At 72.5% G+C, this 22,713-nt stretch carries 20 protein-coding genes; 11 read left to right on the top strand and 9 right to left on the bottom strand.

Annotation, left to right across the window (positions count from 1 at the left end; translation table 11 throughout):
* Positions 1 to 13 precede the first annotated feature (13 nt).
* Positions 14 to 739, top strand: a complete 726-nt coding sequence (locus ABD327_RS33615; protein ID WP_344456912.1) for an enoyl-CoA hydratase/isomerase family protein — start codon at positions 14 to 16, stop codon at positions 737 to 739.
* Positions 729 to 1,457 (top strand): alpha/beta hydrolase, encoded by a 729-nt coding sequence (locus ABD327_RS33610; protein WP_344456910.1) that lies wholly within the window; start codon positions 729 to 731, stop codon positions 1,455 to 1,457. The genes ABD327_RS33615 and ABD327_RS33610 overlap by 11 nt, the downstream gene beginning before the upstream one ends.
* A gap of 165 nt (positions 1,458 to 1,622) precedes the next feature.
* Here the strand turns inward: ABD327_RS33610 and ABD327_RS33605 are convergent, their stop codons facing one another.
* The 3 genes from ABD327_RS33605 to ABD327_RS33595 all read right to left on the bottom strand — a co-directional run bounded on the left by ABD327_RS33605 (position 1,623) and on the right by ABD327_RS33595 (position 5,743).
* Positions 1,623 to 2,924 carry an amidohydrolase family protein gene (locus ABD327_RS33605; protein ID WP_344456908.1) on the bottom strand — a complete coding sequence of 434 codons (1,302 nt, stop codon included), beginning with the start codon at positions 2,922 to 2,924 and terminating at the stop codon, positions 1,623 to 1,625.
* A gap of 150 nt (positions 2,925 to 3,074) precedes the next feature.
* Positions 3,075 to 4,280, bottom strand: coding sequence for a CaiB/BaiF CoA transferase family protein (locus tag ABD327_RS33600; RefSeq protein ID WP_344456906.1), 1,206 nt, complete (start codon positions 4,278 to 4,280; stop codon positions 3,075 to 3,077).
* Positions 4,277 to 5,743, bottom strand: a complete 1,467-nt coding sequence (locus ABD327_RS33595; RefSeq protein WP_344456904.1) for an aldehyde dehydrogenase family protein — start codon at positions 5,741 to 5,743, stop codon at positions 4,277 to 4,279. The genes ABD327_RS33600 and ABD327_RS33595 overlap by 4 nt, the downstream gene beginning before the upstream one ends.
* A 196-nt stretch (positions 5,744 to 5,939) precedes the next feature.
* On the opposite strand from ABD327_RS33595, the gene ABD327_RS33590 reads away from it, so the two are divergent.
* The 7 genes from ABD327_RS33590 to ABD327_RS33560 all read left to right on the top strand — a co-directional run bounded on the left by ABD327_RS33590 (position 5,940) and on the right by ABD327_RS33560 (position 13,646).
* Complete coding sequence (locus ABD327_RS33590; protein ID WP_344456901.1) at positions 5,940 to 6,746, top strand: TauD/TfdA dioxygenase family protein; 807 nt, start codon at positions 5,940 to 5,942, stop codon at positions 6,744 to 6,746.
* A complete protein-coding gene (locus tag ABD327_RS33585; RefSeq protein ID WP_344456899.1) occupies positions 6,743 to 7,447 on the top strand; it encodes an SDR family NAD(P)-dependent oxidoreductase in 705 nt (234 codons plus the stop codon). Before ABD327_RS33590 ends, ABD327_RS33585 begins: the two co-directional genes overlap by 4 nt.
* Positions 7,448 to 7,502: 55 nt before the next feature.
* Positions 7,503 to 9,170: a thiolase C-terminal domain-containing protein gene (locus ABD327_RS33580; protein WP_344456896.1), complete on the top strand. Its 1,668-nt coding sequence runs from the start codon at positions 7,503 to 7,505 to the stop codon at positions 9,168 to 9,170.
* Complete coding sequence (locus ABD327_RS33575; RefSeq protein WP_344456894.1) at positions 9,167 to 10,108, top strand: alpha/beta hydrolase; 942 nt, start codon at positions 9,167 to 9,169, stop codon at positions 10,106 to 10,108. Before ABD327_RS33580 ends, ABD327_RS33575 begins: the two co-directional genes overlap by 4 nt.
* 80 nt (positions 10,109 to 10,188) lie before the next feature.
* A complete protein-coding gene (locus ABD327_RS33570) occupies positions 10,189 to 11,007 on the top strand; it encodes an NAD(P)-dependent oxidoreductase (RefSeq protein ID WP_344456892.1) in 819 nt (272 codons plus the stop codon).
* A 14-nt stretch (positions 11,008 to 11,021) separates the two neighbouring features.
* Positions 11,022 to 12,065: an NAD(P)H-dependent amine dehydrogenase family protein gene (locus ABD327_RS33565; RefSeq protein WP_344456890.1), complete on the top strand. Its 1,044-nt coding sequence runs from the start codon at positions 11,022 to 11,024 to the stop codon at positions 12,063 to 12,065.
* A gap of 171 nt (positions 12,066 to 12,236) precedes the next feature.
* Positions 12,237 to 13,646, top strand: coding sequence for an amidohydrolase family protein (locus ABD327_RS33560; protein ID WP_344456888.1), 1,410 nt, complete (start codon positions 12,237 to 12,239; stop codon positions 13,644 to 13,646).
* A 4-nt stretch (positions 13,647 to 13,650) separates the two neighbouring features.
* On the opposite strand, the gene ABD327_RS33555 is transcribed toward ABD327_RS33560, so the two are convergent.
* The 6 genes from ABD327_RS33555 to ABD327_RS33530 all read right to left on the bottom strand — a co-directional run bounded on the left by ABD327_RS33555 (position 13,651) and on the right by ABD327_RS33530 (position 19,562).
* Entirely contained in the window at positions 13,651 to 14,301 is a 651-nt protein-coding gene (locus ABD327_RS33555; RefSeq protein ID WP_344456885.1) for a CoA transferase subunit B, read from the bottom strand.
* On the bottom strand, positions 14,298 to 15,047 hold the full coding sequence (locus ABD327_RS33550) for a CoA transferase subunit A (protein WP_425547277.1): 750 nt from the start codon (positions 15,045 to 15,047) through the stop codon (positions 14,298 to 14,300). Before ABD327_RS33550 ends, ABD327_RS33555 begins: the two co-directional genes overlap by 4 nt.
* A gap of 190 nt (positions 15,048 to 15,237) precedes the next feature.
* Positions 15,238 to 16,656 (bottom strand): MmgE/PrpD family protein, encoded by a 1,419-nt coding sequence (locus tag ABD327_RS33545; protein ID WP_344456882.1) that lies wholly within the window; start codon positions 16,654 to 16,656, stop codon positions 15,238 to 15,240.
* Complete coding sequence (locus ABD327_RS33540; RefSeq protein WP_344456879.1) at positions 16,653 to 17,480, bottom strand: cyclase family protein; 828 nt, start codon at positions 17,478 to 17,480, stop codon at positions 16,653 to 16,655. The genes ABD327_RS33545 and ABD327_RS33540 overlap by 4 nt, the downstream gene beginning before the upstream one ends.
* Entirely contained in the window at positions 17,477 to 18,313 is an 837-nt protein-coding gene (locus ABD327_RS33535; protein WP_344456877.1) for an HpcH/HpaI aldolase/citrate lyase family protein, read from the bottom strand. The genes ABD327_RS33540 and ABD327_RS33535 overlap by 4 nt, the downstream gene beginning before the upstream one ends.
* A 61-nt stretch (positions 18,314 to 18,374) precedes the next feature.
* Positions 18,375 to 19,562 (bottom strand): CaiB/BaiF CoA transferase family protein, encoded by a 1,188-nt coding sequence (locus ABD327_RS33530; RefSeq protein ID WP_344456875.1) that lies wholly within the window; start codon positions 19,560 to 19,562, stop codon positions 18,375 to 18,377.
* 230 nt (positions 19,563 to 19,792) lie between these two features.
* On the opposite strand from ABD327_RS33530, the gene ABD327_RS33525 reads away from it, so the two are divergent.
* Complete coding sequence (locus ABD327_RS33525) at positions 19,793 to 21,175, top strand: FAD-dependent oxidoreductase (RefSeq protein WP_344456873.1); 1,383 nt, start codon at positions 19,793 to 19,795, stop codon at positions 21,173 to 21,175.
* Positions 21,176 to 21,235: 60 nt separating this feature from the next.
* Positions 21,236 to 22,702 carry a dihydroorotase gene (locus tag ABD327_RS33520; protein ID WP_344456871.1) on the top strand — a complete coding sequence of 489 codons (1,467 nt, stop codon included), beginning with the start codon at positions 21,236 to 21,238 and terminating at the stop codon, positions 22,700 to 22,702.
* The last annotated feature ends 11 nt before the right edge of the window (positions 22,703 to 22,713 follow it).

The following is a 22,713-nucleotide window of genomic DNA, read 5'->3' as shown; positions in this document are numbered from 1 at the left end:
GGAGGAACCGCACATGGCAGAGGTAGAGCTCGAACTGGACGGCGGGTTGGCGGTCATCACCATCAACCGCCCGCACGCCCGCAACGCCATCGCCCCGTCCACCATGGACGAGCTGGACAAGGCCCTGGGCGAGGCGGCGGACGCCCGGGCCCTGGCCATCACGGGCGCGGGCGACCGGGCCTTCGTCTCCGGCGGCGACCTGAAGGAGCTGGCCGCGCTGCGCACCGAGGAGCAGGCCGTGGACATGGCCCTGCGGATGCGGAGCGTCTGCGACCGGATCGCCGCCTTCCCCGGGCCGGTCGTCGCCGCGCTGAACGGCCACGCCCTGGGCGGCGGCGCCGAGGTCGCGGTGGCCGCCGACATCCGGGTCGCCGCCGACGACGTCAGGATCGGCTTCAACCAGGTCGCGCTGGCGATCATGCCCGCCTGGGGCGGCGCCGAGCGGCTGGCCGACCTGGTGGGCCGCGGCCGCGCCCTGATGCTGGCCGGCTCGGGAAGCGTCCTCGACGCCGCCGAGGCCGAACGCCTCGGCCTGCTGGACCTCGTCCTCCCCCGGGACTCCTTCGAAGAGGGCTGGCGCTCCCTGGCCCGGTCACTGGCCAACGGCTCCTCACGTTCGATCAAACGCGTCATGAGCGGCGGCGTCTCCCCCGACGAAGCCGCACGGGCCTTCGCCCGCCTGTGGGTGGCGGACGAGCACTGGGAGGCAGCGGAAAAGGTGATGAACCGTGGCAGATGAACTGCAGGTCGAGGAGAGCCGCGTCGGCCTGGTCGTGCGCCCTCCCGACCCCGACGGGCCGGCCGTCCTCTACCTTCACGCCGACCGGTACCTCGGCAACTCTCCCGAAGCGGCGCTCGACGTCGCGGGCCACCTGGCCCTGAGGACGGGCGCCACCGTCGTCTGCGCCCGCTACCGCCCCGCCTTCCCCGCCTCGCTCCACGACGTCCACGCGGCCTACCTCCACGCCGAGGCTCTGGGGCCGGTGGCGGTCGCCGGCGAGAGGGCGGGAGCGGGCCTCGCGGCGGCGCTGATGGTCCACCTGCGCGATTCCGGAGCCCCGCTGCCCCGCTGCGCGACGCTGGTCTCGGGCCTGCTGGACCTGACCCTGCAGGCGTCGAGCCTGCTGTTCAACGCCGGAGCCGACCCCGGGTTCGACCTCGACCGGCTCCAGCGGGAGGCGGCGCGCTACGCCGACGGCACGGAGCCGCGCGACCCGCTGCTGAGCCCGCTGCACGCCAACCTGCACGGCCTGCCCCCGATCCGGCTCCTGGCCGCGGGCACCGACCCCTTCCTGGACGACTCCCTGTCGTTCGCCGCCCGCGCGGCCCGCTCCAGCCTCACCGTGAATCTCCACGTCCACCCCGACGCGACCGCCCTGCGCGCCGCCGTCGTCGACGAGATGTCCGCCTTCCTCAAGACCTGGACTTCAACGGAACCCCTGGCCCGCCCCGCCTGACCCCGGAACCCCAGCCACCCGGCCGAAAGCGACCCGCCGCCCGGCGGGCCGCTTTTCGTCCCGCCCGGGGGCCCGGCCTTCCCCGCCGACGTCCTTCCTGACAACGGCGAAGAGCCGGGGCCGGGAGGCATGACGCCCCCGGCCCCGGCTTCGTGCGGTGGTCCGTCAGGACTTGGCGGCCGCCGCGGTGGCGGCGCGGGCGCGCTGGCGGTAGCCCTCGAGCTTCTCCTCGGGGGCGATGATGCGGTGGCTGCGGGACTGGATGGAGACGTCGTGGTCGGCCGAGGCCGCCCGCAGGGCGCCTACGGTGGCCTGCTCCCTCGGGATGTGCTGGAAGGGGTCGAAGGAGTACCAGCGCATGGCGTTCAGGTGGGTCATCTTGTCGATGTCCGCGTCCGGCACGTCGTAGCGGGTCAGGACCTCGTGGAGTTCCTCGGGGGCGCCCGGCCACATGGAGTCGCTGTGGGGGTAGTCGGCCTCCCAGCAGATGTTGTCGATGCCGATCTCGTCGCGCAGGCGCACGCCCAGCGGGTCGGAGATGAAGCAGGTCAGGAAGTGCTCGCGGAACACCTCCGACGGGAGCCTGCCTCCGAAGTCCTGCATCGTCCAGGTGGCGTGCATCTCGAAGGTCCGGTCCACCCGCTCCAGGAAGTAGGGGATCCAGCCGGTGCCGCCCTCGGACAGAGCGATCTTGATGGTCGGGAACTCCTTGATCACCCTCGACCACAGCAGGTCGGCGGCGGCCGAGACGATGTTCATCGGCTGCAGCGTGATCATCACGTCCGGCGGGGAGTCCACGGCGGGGATGGACAGGCGGCCGGAGGAGCCGATGTGCACGTTGAGGATGGTGCCGGTGTCGACCAGCGCCTTCCACAGCGGGTTCCAGTACTCGCTGTGGAAGCTGGGGTAGCCCAGGGCCGCGGGGTTCTCGGTGAACGTCAGGGAGCGGCAGCCCTTCTCCGCCACGCGGCGCACCTCGGCGGCGCACAGCTCGGCGTCCCAGATGGCGGGGAGCGCCATCGGGATGAAGCGGCCGGGGTAGGCGGCGCACCACTCGTCGATGTGCCAGTCGTTGTACGCCCGCACCAGCGCCAGGGAGAAGTCCGCGTCCTCGGTCGCGAACAGGCGGGCGGCGAAGCCGGGGAAGGAGGGGAAGTTCATCGACCCCAGGATTCCTCCGGCGTTCATGTCCTTCACCCGCTCGTGCACGTCGTAGCAGCCGGGCCGGATCTCGTCCAGGCCCTGCGGCTCCAGCCCGTACTCCGACTTGGGCCGGCCCGCCACCGCGTTGAGGGCGGCGTTGGGGATGACGGTGTCGCGGAACTGCCACACGTCGGTGCCGTCGTCGCGGTGCACCAGGCGGGGCGCGTCGTTCTTGTACTTGGCGGGCAGGTGGTTGATGAACATGTCGGGCGGCTCGATGATGTGGTCATCGACGCTGATCAGGATCATGTCGTCTTTGCGCATGGGATCTCCTCGTCACCCGCCCCGCGGGGCGGATCGCGGCCGCCTCCGGGCGGGACTCCTGTTGCTCGGATGTGGTGTGGTGGAGCCGGCGCGCTCCACCACACCGGCCCGTGGCCGGCCTCCTCGTCGGACGGCCTCGGTGTTCACGGCTCAGGTGACCGCGCCCGCGGTCTTGAGCTCGATGATGCGTTCCCAGTCCAGCCCGAGTTCCAGCAGGATCTCCTCGGTCTGGGCGGCGAACTCCGGGGCCGGGCCGGGTGCGGGGGCGGTGACGTCGAACTGGACGGGGTTGGCGACCAGTTCGAGCTCCCCCGCCCGCACCAGGTACTCGTTCGCCCGGATCTGCGCGTCGTCGCCGACCTGCAGGGCGTCCTGCACCGGGGCCCACGGGCCGGCCAGGGTCGCGAAGCGCTCGGTCCACTCCGCGAGGGTGCGGGCGGCCAGCACCTCCCGCAGGATCCCGACGGCCTCCCGGGTGTTGGCCGAGATCAGCTCCGCGGTGGCGAAGCGCGGGTCGTCGATCAGGTCGGGGCGGTCGATGTGCCGGCACACGTCGGCCCAGAACTTGCCGGGCTGCAGCATGACGAAGGACAGGTACCGGTCGTCGGCCGTGCGGTACAGACCGGAGAGCGGGTTGGCCGGCGAGCCGTGGACCCCCGGCACGGGCGCCTCCCAGGCCTTGCCGAGGTGGAGGGCCAGCGCGATGCCGTGGCCCATCGCCCACAGGCCGCTGCCGAGCAGGGAAACGTCCACGACGGACGGCTCCCCGGTGCGTTCGCGGCGGAACAGCGCCGCCGTGATGCCCCCGGCGAGGTTCGTGCCGGAGATCGTGTCGCCGTACGCGGGCGCGGGCGGCGTGATCATCCCCTCCACTCCGGGCGGCGTGATGCTGGCGGCGGTCGAGGCACGGGCCCAGAAGGCCGTCATGTCGTATCCGCCTCGTTCGGCCTCCACGCCGCGGGGGCCGAGCGCGCTGCCCCGCGCGTAGACGACCGTCGGGTTCACCGCGCGGATGTCGTCGACGTCGATCCCGAACTTCCGCCTGTGCCCGGGCAGGAAGCTGGTCAGGAAGACGTCGGCCCGGCTCGCCAGGTCGAGCAGCACCTCCTTTCCCTCGGGGGTGGACATGTCCAGGCCGATGCTGCGCTTGCCCCGGTTGGCGTGCTCGATGTTGGGGTTCGGGTCGCCCTCCACGCGGAAGGCCCCGGTCTGCCGGAGCCCGCGCTGGGGGTCGCCGTTGACGGCGTGCTCGACCTTGATCACGTCCGCTCCCCACTCGGCGAGCACGGCCCCCGCGGAGGGGACGAAGCCGTACATCGCCACTTCGACGACGCGGACCCCCTCCAGCGGCCTCATGCGACCACCGTCGCCAGGGTCTTGATCTGCAGGAACTCCTCGAGCCCCTGGACGCCCATCTCCCGGCCGAGACCCGACTGCTTGTACCCGCCGAAGGGCGCGTCGGGCCCGAAGTAGTTGCCGCCGTTGATGCTGAACGTGCCGGTGCGGATCCTGCGCGCCACCCGCAGCGCCCTCTCCTCGTCGCGACTGTGCACCGCCCCGGACAGGCCGAAGATCGAGTTGTTGGCGATGCGCACCGCGTCCTCCTCGTCGGTGTAGGGGATGACGGCGAGGACGGGCCCGAAGACCTCGTCCTGCGCGATCTCGCTGTCGGGGTCGACGTTCGCCAGCAGGGTCGGCTTGTAGAAGAAGCCCGGGTCGACCTTCTCCCCGCCGATCACGAGCTTGGCGCCGTCCGCGACGGCCCGCTCGACCATGCCGTGCACCTTCTCGCGCTGCCTGGCGCTGATCAGCGGCCCCATGTAGGTGTCGGGGGCGGCGGGGTCGCCGTACGACACCCGGCTCATCGAGGCCGCTACCTTCTCCACGATCTCGTCGTGGCTCTCCCTCGGCACGAGCAGCCGGGTGGTGAGCGCGCAGCCCTGCCCGGCGTGCGAGCAGATGGTGAACCCGGCGAACATGGCCGCGGTGTCGAAGTCCGCGTCGTCCAGGACGATCATCGCGGACTTGCCGCCGAGCTCCAGGAAGACCTTCTTCAGCGTGCTGCTCGCGGCGGCCATGATCTGGCGTCCGACCTGGGTGGAGCCGGTGAAGCTGACGATGTCCACGCCGGGGTGGGTGGTGAGCAGCTCCCCCACCGCCACCTCGGACGACGACACGACGTTGACCACGCCGGCCGGGATGTCGGTGTGCTCGGCGATCAGCTCGCCCAGGGCCAGCGTCGTCAGCGGCGTGTCCGGGGCCGCCTTGAGCACGACCGTGCATCCCGCGGCGAGCGCGGGCGCCAGCTTGGCCAGCGCGAGCTGGTTGGGGTAGTTGTACGGCAGGATCGCGGCGACGACGCCCCCGGCCTCCTTCTCGATCCAGCGGCGGTGGCGCCGGCCGCGGTCCTCCGACACCCCGATCTCCTCGGTCAGGGGGTAGGTCCGCAGCAGGTCCGCGTAGAAGCGGACGATCTCGATGGGCACGTCGAGCTGGTTGCCGTGGGTGAGCATGCGGCTGGCGCCGGCCTCGGTGATCGTCAGCTCGCGCAGCCCCTCCTTGTGCTCGGTCAGGGCCCGGTGGAGCTGGTCGAGGCAGCGGACGCGCAGCTCCCGGTCGGTCGCCCAGTCCGTGGTGTCGAAAGCGCGCCGCGCCGCGCCGACGGCGGCCTCGGTGTCGGCGACCGTGGCGTCCGGCGCGTGGCCGAACACCTCACCCGTCGCGGGGTCGACCGAGGCGAACGTGCGTTCGGCCTCCACCAGCCTCCCGTCGATGAGCAGGCGCTTCGTCACGCCCAGCGCCTTGCCTTCAGATCCCATCCTGCCTCCTCGTCAATGACTGGAAACTACATTCTCACTTCCTGCAAATCAAGCATCCGCTCAGGAGAATGCCCGATGAAGGAGGGCCCTCCGGCCATATCGACTTCCCCCTCGAAGGTTCCACGAGAGACCGCCGACCCCTTCCGGAAGGACCGATTTTGAGAGTAGTGTTCTCACAACTGGAAGGGAGATTCTCGTGATCCGGACTGCAGCGCTGAGACCCTCGCTGGGCGTCGAGGTCACCGGTATCGACGACTGGCTCGACCGGGCCGTGATCGACCAGTGCCTGGAGGCGCTGAAGTGGCGCGGCGTCCTGCTCGTCCGGGGCGCGGACCTCGACGACGAGACGCAGCTCGCGTTCAGCCGCAGGATCGGCGAGGTCGTGAACGTGAACGGGTCGGAGATCTTCACGGTCTCCCTCGACCCCGCCAAGAACGTGGCGGCCGAGTACCTCAGGGGCACCTTCCAGTGGCACATCGACGGCACCACCGACCCGGTGCCGATCAAGGCGACCACCCTGACGGCCCGGCACGTCGCCGCGGTCGGCGGCGGCACCGAGTTCGCCAGCACCTACGCCGCCTACGACCAGCTCCCGGAGGAGGAGCGCGAGCGCTGCCGCGGCCTGCGCGTGGTGCACAGCTTCGGCGCCTCCCAGCGCCTGGTGAAGCCGCACGCGTCCGACCGGGAGAAGGCCTTCTGGGACACCCTGCCCAAGCAGGAGGTGTCGCTGGTCTGGGAGCGCGCGGACGGCCGGTGCTCACTCGTCATCGGTTCGACCGCCGACCACGTCGTCGGCATGGACCCGGACGAGAGCCGCGCCCTGCTCGACGGGCTCCTCGAGCACGCCACCCGGGAGCGCTTCCGCTACACCCACGAATGGCGGGTCGGCGACCTCGTCATGTGGGACAACACCGGCATGCTGCACCGGGCCCTCCCCTACGACGCGTCCTCCCAGCGAGAGATGCACCGGACCACGATCTTCGGCGAAGAGGCATTCACGTGAGAACAGCTGTAGTGACCGGCGGCGGCTCGGGCATCGGCCTGGCCATCACCGAACGACTGAGGGCCGACGGGCACGCCGTCGCCGTGCTCGACCTGAACCCCCCGGACGCCGAGTACGCGTACAAGGCCGACGTGACCGACCGGGACCAGATCGAGGAGGCGCTCACCTCGGTCCGGCGGGACCTGGGCCCCGTCACCATCCTGGTCAACGCGGCCGGGCTGGACGGGTTCAAGCGCTTCGCCGACCTGAAGTTCGAGGCCTGGCAGCGGGTGATCGACGTCAACCTGAACGGCGTCTTCCACTGCACCCAGGCCGTGCTCCCCGACATGGTCGAGGCGGGCTGGGGGCGGATCGTCAACATCTCCTCCTCCAGCGCGCACTCCGGCCAGCCGTTCATGGCGCACTACGTGTCGGCCAAGTCCGCGGTCAACGGGCTGACCAAGGCGCTGGCCCTGGAGCTCGGCCCCGCCGGCATCACCGTCAACGCCGTGCCGCCCGGCTTCATCGACACCCCGATGCTGCGCAAGGCCGAGGAGCGCGGACTGCTCGGCGGGACGGTCGAGGACCACGTCCAGCGGACCCCCGTACGCCGGGTCGGCCGGCCCGAGGACCTCGCCGCGACCTGCTCCTTCCTCATCTCGGAGGAGGCGGGTTACATCACCGGCCAGATCGTCGGGGTGAACGGCGGCCGCAACACGTGAGCCGCCGGCGGGCCGGAGAAGCACCGGCGGAGAAACGAACAGTCGAGGAGACGATGTGACCGGGTCCCCGGGACGCCCCCTGCCGTTGCTCACCGAGGAGAACACGTTCTTCTGGACGTCCGGGGCGGACGGCCTGCTGCGCTTCCAGGAGTGCGAGTCCTGCTCGGCTCTGATCCACCCGCCCCAACCCGTCTGCCGCTACTGCCGCGGGCACCGGACCGGCGTGCGCGCCGTCTCCGGATTCGCGACGCTCATCGGCTTCACCCTCAACGAGCGGTTCGGCCTGCCCGGGCTGCCCGCCCCCTACGTCGTGGCCCAGGTCGCGATCGAGGAGGACCCCCGCGTCCGGTTCACCACCAACATCGTCGGCTGCGATCCCGCCGACCTGGTGCTGGGCATGCGCGTGGAGGTCGTCTTCGAGCAGGTGGAGGACGTGTGGCTGCCGCTCTTCCGGCCCGCCGCCGAGCAGGGGGAACCCGCCGAGCCGCCGCGCGACGAGATCGAGCCCGACCAGATGTGGCGCCACGTGCGCCCGATGGTCACGCCGGAGAAGTTCGAGGACAAGGTCGCCATCAGCGGCATCGGGGCCTCCGAGATCGGACGGCGCCTCATGGTCGACCCGCTGTCCCTGACCGTCCAGGCGTGCGAGCGCGCGGTCGCCGACGCCGGCCTGACCCTGGACGACATCGACGGCCTCGCCACCTACCCGGGCGCGGGGCCGTTCGGCGGGTTCGGCGAGGGCGGCGTGACCGCGCTGGAGTCCGCCCTGGGCATCCGGCCGGTCTGGCACAACGGCGGAGGCGAGACCTTCGGCCCCGGAGGCTCGGTCATCGCGGCGATGATGGCGGTCTCCAGCGGGCTCGCCCGGCACGTGCTGTGCTTCCGGACCCTCTGGGAGGCCACCTACAACGAGCTCATGAAGCAGGGGAAGATCACCCCGCCGGGCGGCCGGGCGGGCGGCGCCTCGGCCTGGCGGATGCCCTTCGGCTCGACGTCGGCGGCCCACACCCTGGCCCAGAACGCCCAGCGGCACTTCCAGCGCTACGGCACCACCCGCGAGACCCTCGGCTGGATCGCGCTCAACCAGCGGGCCAACGCCGCCCTCAACCCCACGGCCGTCTACCGCGACCCCATGACGATGGACGACTACCTGAACGCCAGGCCGATCACCACCCCGTTCGGGCTGTACGACTGCGACGTGCCCTGCGACGGCGCCGTCGCCGTCATCGTCTCGGCCGTGGACGCCGCCCGCGACCTGGCCAAGCCGCCCATCCGGGTGGAGGCCGTCGGCACCCAGATCATCGAGCGGATCGAATGGGACCAGAGCACGCTCACCCACGAGCCCCAGGTGCTCGGGCAGGCCGCCCACATGTGGACGCGCACCTCGCTGCGCCCCTCCGACGTCGACGTGGCCCAGCTCTACGACGGCTTCACCATGAACTGCCTGTCCTGGATCGAGGCGCTGGGCTTCTGCGGGATCGGCGAGGCCAAGGACTTCCTCGACGGCGGCAAGAACATCGCCCGCGACGGCGTCCTGCCGCTGAACACGCACGGCGGCCAGCTGTCGCACGGGCGCACCCACGGCATGGGGCTGTTCCACGAGGCGATCGTCCAGCTGCGCGGGGAGGGCGGGGTGCGGCAGGTGCCCGACGCGAAGGTCGCCGTGGTCAGCAGCGGGGGCCTCACCCCCAGCGGGGCGATCCTCCTCAGGACCGACACGTGACGCCCCGCGAGGCCGGTCCGGTGGCGGACGCTCCCGAAGAGGCGTTCACCGGCGGCGGTCCCAGCGCCCGCCTCCTCGTCGAGGTCGACGGCGTCCCGATGTCGGCGCTGCTGCGGGAGGCGCCGGACCCCCGGGCCGTGGTCCTGGCCCTGCACGGCGGCGCGACGACGAGCCTGTACTACGACGCGCCGAACCGGCCGCGGCTGTCGCTGCTGCGGGCCGGCGCGGCACTCGGGTTCACCGTCCTGGCCCTCGACCGGCCGGGATACGGCGCCTCCGCCCCGTACGCGGTGGAACTGAACTCCGCCGCCCGGCGGGTCGACCTCGCCTTCACCGCGGTGGAACGGATGCTGGAATCGCGTCCCCGAGGCGCGGGCGTGTTCCTGATGGCGCATTCGAGCGGCTGCGAGCTCGCCGTGCGGATGGCGGGCGACGAGCGCGGCGCGGACCTGCTCGGACTGGAGCTCGCGGGCACCGGACGGCACCGCCACGAACGCGCCATGCGGCTCTGGGAGGAGTGGCGGGGCCGGGAGAGGGAGGCGAGGGACGGCCTGCGCGACATCCTCTGGGGCCCTTCCCACTTCTACCCGGACGACCTCGTCGGCGGCGCCGCCGTCTCCGCCTCCGCTCCCTCCTACGAGGGCGTCGAGTCCGAGGCCTGGCCGCACGACCTCCCCGGGTTCGCCTCCCGGATCCCCGCCCCCGTCCACTACAGCCTCGGCGACCACGAGATGTGGTGGCGGTCCGGCCCTCCGGCGCTGGAGGACATCGCTTCCCTGTTCACCGCCTCGCCCCGGGTCGCCGTCCACGAGCAGGCGGACGGCGGCCACAACCTGAGCCTGGGCTACTCCGCCCCGGCCTACCACCTCGAGGTCCTGTCGTTCGTCGAGGAATGCGTGCTCGCCCGCGAGAACGCGGGCGCCAAGAAGGCCGACTGACGGATGGCCCCTCCCCCAAGGAGAGAAATGAGCAGTCCCACCCCCTTGATCTCCCCCGTTCACCGGCGGGAGGCCTCCTGATGCGCGTCGGGTTCATCGGCCTGGGCCTCCAGGGCGCCCCCATGGCACGCCGGATCATCGACGCCGGTTACGAGACGACCCTGTGGGCGCGGCGAGCCGCCTCCCTCGAACCGTTCTCCGGCACCCCCGCGAAGATCGCCGTCTCGCCCGCCGAACTGGCCGTGGACTGCGACGTCGTCTGCGTCTGCGTGGTGAACGACTCCGACGTCGAGGAGGTCCTCTCCGGCGAGCGCGGCGTGCTGGCCGGGCTCCGGCCGGGCGGTGTCGTCGTCGTGCACAGCACCGTCCACCCCGACACCTGCCGCCGGCTGGCCGAGCTGGCCGGCGCGCAGGGCGTGCGGTTGATCGACGCGCCGGTGAGCGGCGGCCCCTCGGCCGCCGAGGAGGGCCGCCTCCTGGTGATGGCGGGCGGCGAGACCGAGGCCGTCGAACGCTGCCGCCCCGTGTTCGCGACCTACGCCGAGCCCGTCATCCACATGGGCCCCGTCGGGTCCGGGCAGTTCGCCAAGCTGCTGAACAACCTGCTCTTCACCGCCCACCTCTCGACCGCCGCCAGCACGTTCGCCCTCGGCCGCGCCCTGGACGTCGACTCCGCGGCCCTCGCCGAGGTCATCTCGCACGGCACCGGCGTCAGCTTCGCGCTGACCAGGGTCAGCGCCACCGGAGGGGACCTCGGGCGGATGGCCCCCGTCGCGGGCCCCCTGCTCCAGAAGGACGTCCGCCTCATCGCCGAACTCGCCGCCGGGGCCGACGCCCCGACGGGCACCGTCCTGACCGCCGCCGACGACGCCCTGCGCCTCATGGACCACCCCCGCTGATGGGAGGCGAGCACATGGCCGCGAGCACGCCGCCGCTCCGGGTCGTCCAGTGGGCCACCGGGAACATCGGCGCCCGAGCGCTGCGGCAGGTCATCGGGCACCCCGGCCTGGAACTGGCCGGGGTGTACGTCCACAGCGCGAAGAAGGCCGGTGTCGACGCAGGCGAACTGTGCGGGCTGGAGCCGACCGGCGTCCTCACGACCGGGGACCCCGCCGAGATCACGGCGCTCGGCGCGGACTGCGTCCTGTACATGCCGGCCGCGTGCGACTTCGACGAGGTGTGCGGGCTGCTGGAGTCGGGGGCGAACGTCGTCACGACCCGGGGCGAGTTCCACCACCCGGGCAGCATGGACCCCGGCGTGCGCGAGCGGGTCGAGGCCGCGTGCGAGCGCGGCGGCGCCTCGGTCCACAGCACCGGGAGCAGCCCCGGGTTCATCACCGAGGCCGTGCCGCTGGTGCTGACGTCGATCCAGCGGCGGCTCGACTCCCTGACGATCAGCGAGTTCGCCGACCTGTCGCGGCGAGACTCGCCGGACCTGCTCTTCGACATCATGGGCTTCGGCAAGCCGCCCGCGGCGCTCGACGAACGCCGCCTGACCCACGGGAAGGTCAGCTTCGGGCCGTCGCTGCGCGCCGTCGCGGACGCCCTGTCCATTCCCCTCGACTCGCTGGAGGCGGGAGGAGAGGTCGCGGTTGCGAGCCGTGCCGTCCGCATCGCGGCGGGCACCCTGGAGGCGGGCACCGTGGCCGCCCAGCGGATCACGGTCTCTGGCATGCGGGACGGCCGCCCTGTGCTGAACTTCCGCGCCACCTGGTACTGCACCACCGAGATCGACGCGGACTGGGACCTCCGCTCCACCGGCTGGCACCTCGCGGTCGAAGGCGACGCGCCGCTCGACGTCGACATGCGCTTCTCGATCCCGCTCGAACGCATGGCGTCCGTCTCCCCCGGTTACACGGCCAACCGCGCGGTCAACGCCGTCCCGGTCGTCTGCGCCGCGGCTCCGGGGATCCGCACGACGGCCGAGCTCCCCCAGGTCATCGCGGCCCTCGGCTGAGTCCCGGACCGCCGGGCCGTGGCATGCGCCGCCGGAGTGGAGCTGGCATGCTGGCAGCCGGACGCCGGGCGGGACGAGCGGCGTCCGGCCCGTCGGGTTCTCCAGGAGCAGGATGTCCGCAGCGATGACCGTGGTGCCGTTCCCCGGGCCGCGTTCGGCGGCCGGTGCCGGGTGCGCCGCGCCGTGAAGGCGCTGCTGCTGCGCGACGTCGAGGTCGACGGCCGTCGGGTCGACGTGCGGCTGGCCGGCGGATCGGTCGACGCCGTCGGAGCGGGGCTGCCCGCCGGGCCCCGGGACGCGGTGCTGGACGGGCACGGCGGCGCGCTGATCCCGGGCCTGCACGACCACCACATCCACCTGCTGGCGACCGCCGCGGCCGAACGCTCGGTGCAAGCCGGTCCGCCGCAGGTTTCCTCACCCGCAGAACTCGCCGACGCGCTGCGACGAGCCGACGCCTTCCTGCCTCCGGACGCCTGGCTGCGGGCCGTGGGGTACCACGAGTCCGTGGCCGGTGACCTCGACCGGGACGCGCTGGACGTGCTCGTCCCCGCCCGCCCCGTGCGGGTGCAGCACCGCTCCGGCGCCCAGTGGACGCTGAACGGCGCGGCCTGCCGGGCCGTCGGCCTGGACGGCGCGCCCTTCCCCGAGGGCGCCGAGCTGGATCCGTCCGGCAGGCCGACAGGGCGGCTGTTCCGCGCCGACACCTGGCTGAGGACGAGACTCCCCGCCGAGCCCCCGCCGGACCTCGCCGGGCTGGGACGGCGGCTGGCCCTCGCGGGGGTCACCGGGGTCACCGACGCGACGCCCGTCGAACGCGTGGAGGACCTTCGTCTTCTGGCGGAGGCCGGGCTGCCGCAGCGGCTGACGCTCACCGGCGGTCCCGCGCTGGCCTCGGCGGGCTTCCCCGAAGGAGTGGAGCGGGGGCCGGTCAAGCTCGTGGTCACCGACCACGAGCTCCCCTCGCTCGACGCTCTCGCGGCGGCGATAGAGACCGCGCATCTGGCCTCCCGCCCGGTGGCCGTCCACTGCGTCAGCCTCGTGGCCCTCGTCCTGGCCCTGGCGGCCTGGGAGCAGGCGGGGGTGCGGCGCGGGGACCGCGTGGAACACGGATCGGTGATCTCCGCCGACCTCGTCCCCGTCCTGGCCGAGCGGGGCCTGACCGTGGTGACGCAGCCCGGTTTCGTCGCCGAGCGGGGGGACCGCTACCTGCTCGACGTCCCTCCAGAGGAGCACCCGGACCTCTACCGCTGCGCCTCCCTGCTCGCCGGGGGCGTGCCCGTCGGCGGGAGCACCGACGCCCCCTACAGCGCACCCGATCCATGGCGGGCGGTCAAGGCCGCGATCGACCGGCGGACGGCTTCCGGCCGAGTGCTCGGAGCGGGGGAACGGCTTTCTCCCCGGCGGGCCCTGGACCTCTTCCTCACCTCTCCCGGCGATCCCGGCGGAGAGCCGAGGCCCGTCCGCCCGGGGGTTCCCGCCGACCTGGTCCTGCTGGCCGCACCGCTGGAGGAGGTCCTGCGGGACCCCTCGGCGGACGCCGTGCTCCGGACGTTCTTCGCCGGGGTCCCTTTCCCGGGCTGAAAGGTCACACGGACGCCGCGGCCTCAAAGAGGAGGATCGGGGCGGCCGTGCGGGCGCGCACTTCCTCCAGGGTGACGTCGGGGGCGAGTTCGACCAGCGCCAGGCCCTGCGGGGTGACGTCCAGGACGGCCAGGTCGGTGATGACGCGGTGGACGCAGCGGCGGCCGGTCAGGGGCAGGGTGCAGGCCTCGACGAGTTTGGGGGTGCCGTCCTTGGCGGTGTGCTCCATGACGACGATGACCTTGCCCGCGCCGTGGACGAGGTCCATGGCGCCGCCCATGCCCTTGATCATCTTGCCGGGGACCGTCCAGTTGGCCAGGTCGCCCCCGGCCGAGACCTGCATGGCGCCCAGGACGGCGACGTCGATGCGGCCGCCGCGGATCATGGCGAAGGACAGGGCCGAGTCGAAGAAACTCGCGCCCGGCAGGACGGTGACGGTCTCCTTGCCCGCGTTGATGAGGGCGGGGTCGACCTCCTCCTCGCGCGGGTAGGGGCCGACGCCCAGCACGCCGTTCTCCGACTGCAGCACCACCTCGACCCCCTCGGGGAGGTGGTTGGGGATGAGCGTCGGCAGGCCGATCCCGAGGTTCACGTACGCGCCGTCGGGGAGTTCGGCGGCGGCGCGGGCCGCCATCTGGTCACGGGTCCAGCTCAACGGACTGTCCTCTTCTCCACGTACTCGACGGCGGCCTGCTCGGGGGTGAGGACGAGGACGCGGTCCACGTAGACGCCCGGCAGGTGGATCTCGTCCGGCGCGAGGGCCTCCACGAACTCCTCGGCCTCGACGATGGTGACGCGGCCCGCCATGGCGCACAGTGGGTTGAAGTTGCGTTCGGACTTGTCGAACACGAGGTTGCCCAGACGGTCGGCCTTCAGCGCCCTGACCAGCGCGAAATCGGTGACGATGCCCTCTTCCAGCACGTATTCACCGCCCTTGAAGGCGCGCACTTCCTTGGGAGGGGACGCGACGGCGACGCTTCCGTCGGACGCGTAACGCCACGGCAGGCCGCCCTCGGCGACCATCGTGCCGACTCCGGCCGGAGTGTAGAAGGCCGGGATGCCCGAGCCTCCGGCCCGCAGCCGCTCGGCGAGGGTCCCCTGCGGGACGAGTTCGACCTCGATCTCGCCCCCGAGGTACTGGCGGGCGAACTCCCGGTTCTCCCCGATGTAGGAGCCGACGGTCCGGGCGATGCGCCCGGCTCCCAGCAGCAGCCCCAGGCCGATCCCGTCCACGCCGCAGTTGTTCGAAACCGTGTGCAGCCCGGTCGTGCCCCGCTCGTACAGCGCCTCGATCAGGGTGAAGGGCACCCCGCACAGCCCGAACCCGCCAACAGCCAGCGACGCGCCGTCCGGGACGTCGGCCACCGCCTCGGCGGCGGACGCCACCCTCTTGTCGATCAATGTCCTTCTCTTTCCTCGTGCGAAAACCAGGTCCGCGAACCGCCGCCCGGACCTGCACCGTGTGACGGTGAGAGCCGCGGCCGCCGCGCCCGCCCGGGTGCCCGGGCGGCGGCGGGGCCGCGTCGTTCCGGTTGGATCCGGACCGGCGCCGCTCTGCCGAGGAGGCGGCGTCGGTCCGGGGTCTCGTTCCTCAGCCGGCGGTCGGCGCGGCGCGCAGCACCTCGGCCAGGGAGGAGAGGTCGGGCGCGGAGGGCAGCCCGTAGGTCAGCTCGGTGACGCGGTCGGCCTGCTCGGGGGTGAGCAGGCGGGTGGCGTTCAGCCGGAACTTGGTGGCCAGTTCCTCGGAGCTCAGTGGGTTGCCGGGCCCGCCCCGGTTGACGCTCACCCGCTCCACGAGCATCTCGCCGGTGGTGAGCCGGACGCGCAGCACCGCCGGGAACTGGTGGGGGAAGATCCGGTCGCACTCGGCGTCGGGGACGCAGTGGACCTTGGCCGCCAGCGCGAGCCTGGCCGGGTCGGCGGCGGCCTCGTCGGTGAAGTCCTCGTGGAACAGGCCGAGCCCGCCCCCGCCGAGCAGCGCCGCCGCGACCGTGTAAGGGCCGGAGAAGGCCGCGTGGTAGCCGGACTTGGGGTGGATCTTGTCCTCGCGGGGTTCGCCGATGGTCCGCAGGACGGGGGTGGGCGCGCCCAGCTCGATGTGCTCGATCTGGGAGACATCAAGCCCGCGCTCGCGCAGCCGCAGAGCGGCGTCGATGCCCGCGTGGGTGAAGTGGTTGCACGGATAGGGCTTGAAGAAGATGCCGGGCAGTTCCCACTTCTCGCCCAGGCCGTCCAGCAGCGGCTCCAGGTGGTACTGGTCGCCGCAGAACGCCTGGAGCAGGCCGAAGCGGCCCTCCAGCACGGTCGGCGGGCCGGTCAGGCCGGTGCGGGCCAGGCCCGCGGCGGTGACGGCGGCGTGCGCGGCCCACCCGCAGTGCACGCGCTTGACGGTGCCGCCGGTGCGGTTGGCCTCCAGCAGGCCCGAGCCCATGCTGGCGGCGATGCCCAGCGCGTTCGCGACGCCCTCGGCGCCGAGGCCCGACAGCATCGCCCCGGCGGCGGCCCCGCCGAGCGCGCCGCAGATCGCGGTGGCGTGCAGGCCGCGCTCGAAGAACACCGAGTTGCCGAGCTCCTCGTCGTAACCGGCCATGCCGATCCGGACGGCGATCTCGACGCCGACGCCGATCGCGTCGAGCAGCTGCGCGCCGGTCGCGCCCCGGGACTCGGCGACGGCCAGCGCGGCGGGCACCACGGACGCCGACGGGTGCAGCACCGACGGCAGGTGGGTGTCGTCGAAGTCCAGCGAGTGCGCGAGGGTGCCGTTCAGCAGCGCCGCGCTCGGCTCCGGCAGCGGCTCGGGGCGCCCGATCGCGGTGGAGCGGCCGTTGCCGCCCCACTCGCCGACGAGCGCGCCGACGGCCTTGGCGGGCGGCTCCCCGGTGGCGGCCAGGCTGTTGCCCAGCACGTCGAGGACCCTGCGGGCCGCGTCGGCGCGCAGTTCGGCGGGCAGTCCCTCGGCCCTGACCTTCTCCGCGAACTCGCCGAGGGTCTGGACGATCGGGGCGGTCACGCGCTCACCGCCGCGAGCGGACGGACCGGGGAGCCGGTGCCGCCCTTGATGCGCAGGGGGGCCAGCACGAAGACGAACTCGTGGATCCCGGCCTCGGCGATGTCCTCGAGGTTGAGGTGCTCGAGGATGTAGATGCCGTTCTCCACCAGCAGCACCCGGTGGACGGGCAGCACCGCGTGGCCCGCCCCGGCGGGGATCTGCTCGTAGGCGGTGGTGTCGGCGCCGGTCGCGGCGATGCCGCGGGCGGCCAGCCACTCGGCGGCCTCGACGGTCGCGCCGGGCACGCCGGCGGCCTTGCTCATGTAGGTCTCGGCGTCGTCGAAGTTGCGGGCCCAGCCGGTGCGGATGAGCGCGACGTCGCCCTCGCCGGGCTCGGCGCCCGCGCGCTCGGCGGCGGCCTCGAGGTCGGCGACGGTCACGCCGTAGCCCGCGGGCAGGGTCGGCACGCCGTGCACGGCGGCGACGTCGAGCAGCACGCCGCGGCGCAGCAGGCCGGGCAGCTTCTCGGCGCCGTGCTCGCTGAACACGCCTCCGTGCTGGGCCTCGGCCGCGTCGACGTCGCCGTGCAGCTTGCCGCAGTGGCTGACGTGCGACAGCGCGTCGATGTGGGTGCCGACATGGCCGCCGGTGACGATGATCTCGTTGGCGGCCGAGCCGCCGTCGGGGCGCTCCATGTCGCCGTGCCGGCGGATCAGGGTCATCCGGAACCCGGGGTGGTTGGGCGAGCACGGCATGCCGGTGAAGAACGGCTGCCCGAGCTCGATCAACCGCACTCCGCCGGAGACGGCGGCCAGCAGCGGGTCGCGGTGGGTGGTCTGGGTCATGGGGCTTGGCCTTCCTTGGCGTTGTCGCGGTCGACGGTCTCGGCGAGGGAGAGCAGCCAGCGGGCCCGCTCCACGACCGCCTTGTCGACGAACTTTCCTGAGGGGTCGATCCAGGCGGCCTCTCCGGCCGCCCCGGTGAACCGCTCGAGCAGCTCGCGCGCCCAGGCGGTCTCCTCGGGGTCGGGCGCGCAGGCCTGGTGGACGACGGGGATCTGCGCGGGGTGGATGACCGAGCGGCCGAAGAACCCGGCCTCGCGGCCCGCCTCGGTGTCGGCGCGCAGTCCGTCCAGGTCGCGCACCGCCGTCCAGACGCTCTGCGCCGGGCTGGGCAGCCCGGCGGCGCGCGCCGCGACGACGATGCGCGACCTCGGCCAGGCCAGGGCCTGGCGGCCCGCCCGCAGGTCGGCCAGGAGATCCGCCTCGCCCAGCGAGATCCCCCCGACCAGCGGGTGGGCGGTGGCCAGCGCCAGGGCGTTCTCCACCCCGAGCGCCGACTCGATCAGCGGGTACACCGGCACGCCGAGCAGGTACGCGACACGGCGCAGCTCGCCGGGGTCCTCGCTCTTGGGCACCCGGACGCCGGCGAGGGCGCCGGGCGAGGCGGCCAGCGCCTTCAGGTCGGCCTTCCCCGCCGGGGTCGCCGGGTCGTTGACGCGCACGTACGCGGTCCGCCCCGAGGCCAGGACGTCCAGGACGTTGCGCCGGGCCTCGTCCTTGGCCGCCGCGCCGACCGCGTCCTCCAGATCGAGGACGACGGCGTCGGCGGGCCCTGCCAGGGCCTTGTCCATCCGGTCGGGCCGGTCCCCCGGCACGTACAGCCAGCTGCGGATCATCCGGCGGCTCCCGCGCTCGCGGCCCCGGCGCGGCCGGGTGCCTTCGGAGGCCGGAGACCGGTCACTTGACGACGCCCTTGGCGCGCAGCTCCGCCAGCTCCTCGGCGGTGACGCCGTAGCGGGCGAGGATCTCCTCGGTGTGCGCGCCGACGGGCGCGCCGGCGGACTCGATGCGGCCGGGGGTCTCCGACAGGCGGAACAGGATGTTCTGCATCCTGATCGGGCCGAGCTCGTCGTCCTGGACGGTGGCGATGGTGCCGAGCGCCTGGAACTGCGGGTCGGCGATGATGTCGGAGGCGTCGTAGATGGGGGCGACGGCGGCCTGGGCCTCCTCGAACGCCTTGATGACCTCGTCGCGGTCGCGTTCGGCGATCCAGCTCCCGACGGCCTCGTCGAGCTCGTCGGCGTGCTTCGCGCGCTCGGCGCCGGAGGCGAACCACGGCTCGTCGATGTACTCGGGCCGCCCGACCAGGCGCATCACGCGCTCGGCGATCGACTGGGCGCTGGTGGAGATCGCGACCCACCTGCCGTCGCTGGTCTGGTAGGTGTTGCGCGGCGCGTTGTTGCTGGACCGGTTGCCGGTGCGCTCCTGGAGCACGCCGAGCTGGTCGTAGGCGATGATCTGCGGGCCCATCAGGGTCAGGATCGGCTCGATGATGGCCATGTCGACGACCTGGCCGCGGCCGGTGGTCTCGCGGGCGCGCAGCGCGGTCATCACGGCGAACGCGGTGGTCAGCGCGGTGATGCCGTCGGCGAGCCCGAACGGCGGCAGGGTCGGCGGGCCGTCCGGCTGGCCGGTGATGGCGGCGAAGCCGCTCATCGCCTCGGCGAGGGTGCCGAAGCCGGGCCGCTTGGCGTAGGGGCCGATCTGGCCGAAGCCGGTGACCCGCACCAGGACCAGGCGGGGGTTGATCTCGCTGAGCTGCTCGTAGCCCAGGCCCCAGCGCTCCAGCGTGCCGGGACGGAAGTTCTCGATGACGACGTCGGCGTCGGCGACCATCTTCCGGAAGATGTCCTGGCCTTCGGGCGAGCCCAGGTAGAGCGTCATGGCCTTCTTGTTGCGGCCGATCATCTTCCACCAGAGCCCGACGCCGTCGCGCTGCGCTCCGTGGTTGCGCACGGGGTCGCCCTTGGGGTGCTCGACCTTGACGACCTCGGCGCCGAAGTCGCCGAGCAGGGTCGCGGCGAGGGGACCGGCGAACAGGGTGGCCGTGTCGATGACCTTGATGCCCTCCAGAGCGCCTGCCATGGACCAGCACCTTCCTTTCCTTGTCGTTCCGCTTGACGGAACGGTACCGGACCACCCTTCCCGGCTGGTCCTCGGTCGCGCTTTTTCAAGTTCGCACTGGTTACTGGCTATAGTCAAATCCGCACAGGATATTGACCCCTCGCCGGGGCGGATGTGAAGCTGGATCAAACCCAGGCTAATGTTTCTCTCAGCGGAACGCCGACAGATGGCGCGGGTCAGGAAGGAACGCAGTGAGCGGAACGGAATTCGACGGGCCCGACCTCGTCGTGGCGGGCGCCGGAGGCGGTCTCGCCGGGGCGCTGCGGGCCGCGGAGCACGGGCTGAGCGTCCTGGTGGTGGAGGCCAGCGAGCACTACCGCCGCGGCAACAACACCTCGATGTCGACCGCGATGTTCCCCGGAGCGGGCTCCCGCTGGCAGGCCGAGGCCGGGGTGGAGGACTCCCCCGAGCTGTTCGCCTCCGACATGGCGGCCAAGACCCGGGGCCAGGTCGACGCCCGGCTCGCCCGTACGCTCTCCGAGGTCAGCGCCCCTCTCGTCGAGTGGCTCAACGACGGGGTCGGGCTGCCGATCTCGCTCGTCACCGACTTCAACTACCCCGGGCACTCGGTCACGCGCTGCCACACCGTGCCGGGCCGGCACGGCAACACGGTCATCGACCACCTGGCGCGCCGGGTCGCCGAGCACCCGAACATCGACATGCTCGTCCCCGCCCGGCTCGCCGACGTGCTGACCGGCCCGGACGGCGCGGTGCGCGCGGTCGTCGTGCGGATGCCCGACGGAGCCGAGGAGGAGATCCCGACCCGCGGCGTCCTGCTCGCCACCAACGGCTACGGAGCCGACCGCGAACTCGTCGCCGAGCACCTGCCGGAGATCGCCAAGGCCCTCTACCAGGGCGGCGAGCACTCCCGCGGGGACGCGCTGCGGATCGGTGAGAAGCTCGGCGCCGCCACCGGCTATCTGGACGCCTACCAGGGCCACGCGGGGGTCGCCGCGGGCGCCGCCACCCTGGTGAGCTGGGCCACGATCGTCATGGGCGGCATCCTGGTCGACCTGACCGGCCGCCGCTTCGGCGACGAGACCCGCGGCTACTCCGAGTACGCCGCCGAACTGGCCGCCAGGCCGGGCTCGACGGGCTGGATCGTCATCGACGAGACCGTCCACGAGCGGTGCCTGGCGTTCCAGGACTACCTGGACGTCGTCGAGTCGGGCGTGCTGGTGCGGGCCGAAGGCGCCGCCGCCCTCGCCGAGGCCACCGGGCTGCCCGCCGAGGCGCTCGCCGCCGAACTCCGGGCCTCGGCGTCCGCCGCCCGCGGCGAGACCGCCGACCCGCACGGCCGCACCCGCTGGGATCACCCGCTGGACTCCCGGTACGTCGCGGTCCGCGTCGTCCCCGCCCTCTTCCACACCCAGGGCGGCCTGATCGTCGACGAGCACGCCGCCGTCGTGGACACCGAGGACCGGCCGATCAGAGGCCTGTACGCCTCGGGCGGCGCGGCCGCGGGCGTCTCCGGCCACGGTGCGGCCGGGTACCTCGCCGGCAACGGACTGCTGCCCGCCTTCGGGCTGGCCTACCTCGCCGCCGACGACCTCGCCCGCCGACTCGCGGGCTGACGCTTCCCCCTTTCACCTTTTTGTTTTCCCCTATACACACGCAAGCGGAGGAGACCACCGATGGCGTCCATCGAGCTGCTGATCAAGAACGTCCGGGTCGTCCGCCCCGGCGACGCCGACGGGACGCCCCCGCCGGTGGACATCGCCGTCAACGACGGCACGATCGTGCGGGTCGGCCCCGGCCTGCCCGAGGACGACGCCGCCACCGTCGTCGACGGCCGCGGCCTGCTGGCCTTCCCCGGAGTCGTCGACGCCCACCAGCACTGGGGCATCTACAACGACCTGTCCACCGACACCCGCACCGAGAGCCGCGCCAGCGTCCAGGGCGGCGTCACCACCGCGCTGACCTACATGCGGACCGGGCAGTACTACCTCAACAAGGGCGGCAGCTACAAGGACTTCTTCCCCGAGGTCCTCTCGCTGTCGGAGGGCAGGGCCTACACCGACTACGCCTTCCACCTGGCCCCGATGAGCGCCCAGCACATCGGCGAGATCCCGTACCTCGTCGAGGAGCACGGCGTCACCTCGTTCAAGATCTTCATGTTCTACGGCAGCTACGGCCTGCACGGCAGGTCGACCAGCCAGAGCGACTTCCTGATGATCCCCGAGAACGAGCGCTACGACCTCGCCCACTTCGAGTTCGTCATGCGCGGCGTGCAGAACGCCCGGGAGATCCTCACCGACTACGCCGACCACCTGTCGCTGTCGCTGCACTGCGAGACCGCCGAGATCATGACGGCCTACACCAAGCTGGTGGAGCAGGAGGGTCAGCTCACCGGGCTGCGCGCCTACAGCGCCTCCCGCCCGCCGCACTCCGAGGGCCTGGCCGTCACGATCGCCTCCTACCTGGCGCACGAGACCGGACTGCCGAACATCAACCTGCTGCACCTGTCGGGACAGAAGGCCCTGTCGGCCGCGATGACCATGGCCGGGGCTTTCCCGCACGTGAACTTCCGCCGCGAGGTGACCATCGGCCACCTGCTCGCCGACGTGGACACCGCGCACGGCCTGGGCGGCAAGGTCAACCCGCCGCTGCGCGAGCGCGAGGACGTCGAGGCGCTGTGGAAGCACGTGCTCGACGGGAACGTCGACTGGGTGGTCAGCGACCACGCCTGCTGCCGCGACGAGATGAAGTTCGGCGCCGACCGCGACGACATCTTCCTGGCCAAGTCCGGGTTCGGCGGCGCCGAGTACCTGCTGCCCGGCCTGGTCGGCGAGGGCCTCAAGCGCGGCCTGTCCCCGCAGGCCATCGCCAGGATCTCCTCGGCGAACCCGGCGAAGCGCTACGGCCTGCTGCGCAAGGGCGACATCGCCGAAGGCCACGACGCCGACATCGCGCTGGTCGACCCGAACGCCTCCTGGACGGTGCGGGCCGAGGACTCCGAGTCGACCCAGGAGTACACCCCGTTCGAGGGCTTCTCCATGACGGCCAAGGTCACCGACACGTTCGTGCGCGGCAACCGGGTGCTGGCCGACGGGAAGGTCGTCGGCGACCCCGTGGGCCGCTACCAGCCGCGTGGGCGCTGACGCCTCACCCC

It is taken from the genome of Actinocorallia aurantiaca, assembly GCF_039533685.1.
GTDB classification, from domain to species: Bacteria; Actinomycetota; Actinomycetes; order Streptosporangiales; family Streptosporangiaceae; genus Actinocorallia; species Actinocorallia aurantiaca.
This window is presented reverse-complemented; position numbering and strand designations above follow the sequence as displayed.

Excerpts from the sequence above, each read along its gene's own strand:
- ABD327_RS33595 (WP_344456904.1), bottom strand. The coding sequence starts at position 5,743 with ATGGGATCTGAAGGCAAGGCGCTGGGCGTGACGAAGCGCCTGCTCATC.
- ABD327_RS33570 (WP_344456892.1), top strand. The coding sequence starts at position 10,189 with ATGCGCGTCGGGTTCATCGGCCTGGGCCTCCAGGGCGCCCCCATGGCA.
- ABD327_RS33540 (WP_344456879.1), bottom strand. The coding sequence starts at position 17,480 with ATGACCCAGACCACCCACCGCGACCCGCTGCTGGCCGCCGTCTCCGGC.
- ABD327_RS33565 (WP_344456890.1), top strand. The coding sequence starts at position 11,022 with ATGGCCGCGAGCACGCCGCCGCTCCGGGTCGTCCAGTGGGCCACCGGG.
- ABD327_RS33600 (WP_344456906.1), bottom strand. The coding sequence starts at position 4,280 with ATGAGGCCGCTGGAGGGGGTCCGCGTCGTCGAAGTGGCGATGTACGGC.
- ABD327_RS33530 (WP_344456875.1), bottom strand. The coding sequence starts at position 19,562 with ATGGCAGGCGCTCTGGAGGGCATCAAGGTCATCGACACGGCCACCCTG.
- ABD327_RS33520 (WP_344456871.1), top strand. The coding sequence starts at position 21,236 with ATGGCGTCCATCGAGCTGCTGATCAAGAACGTCCGGGTCGTCCGCCCC.
- ABD327_RS33535 (WP_344456877.1), bottom strand. The coding sequence starts at position 18,313 with ATGATCCGCAGCTGGCTGTACGTGCCGGGGGACCGGCCCGACCGGATG.
- ABD327_RS33615 (WP_344456912.1), top strand. The coding sequence starts at position 14 with ATGGCAGAGGTAGAGCTCGAACTGGACGGCGGGTTGGCGGTCATCACC.
- ABD327_RS33605 (WP_344456908.1), bottom strand. The coding sequence starts at position 2,924 with ATGCGCAAAGACGACATGATCCTGATCAGCGTCGATGACCACATCATC.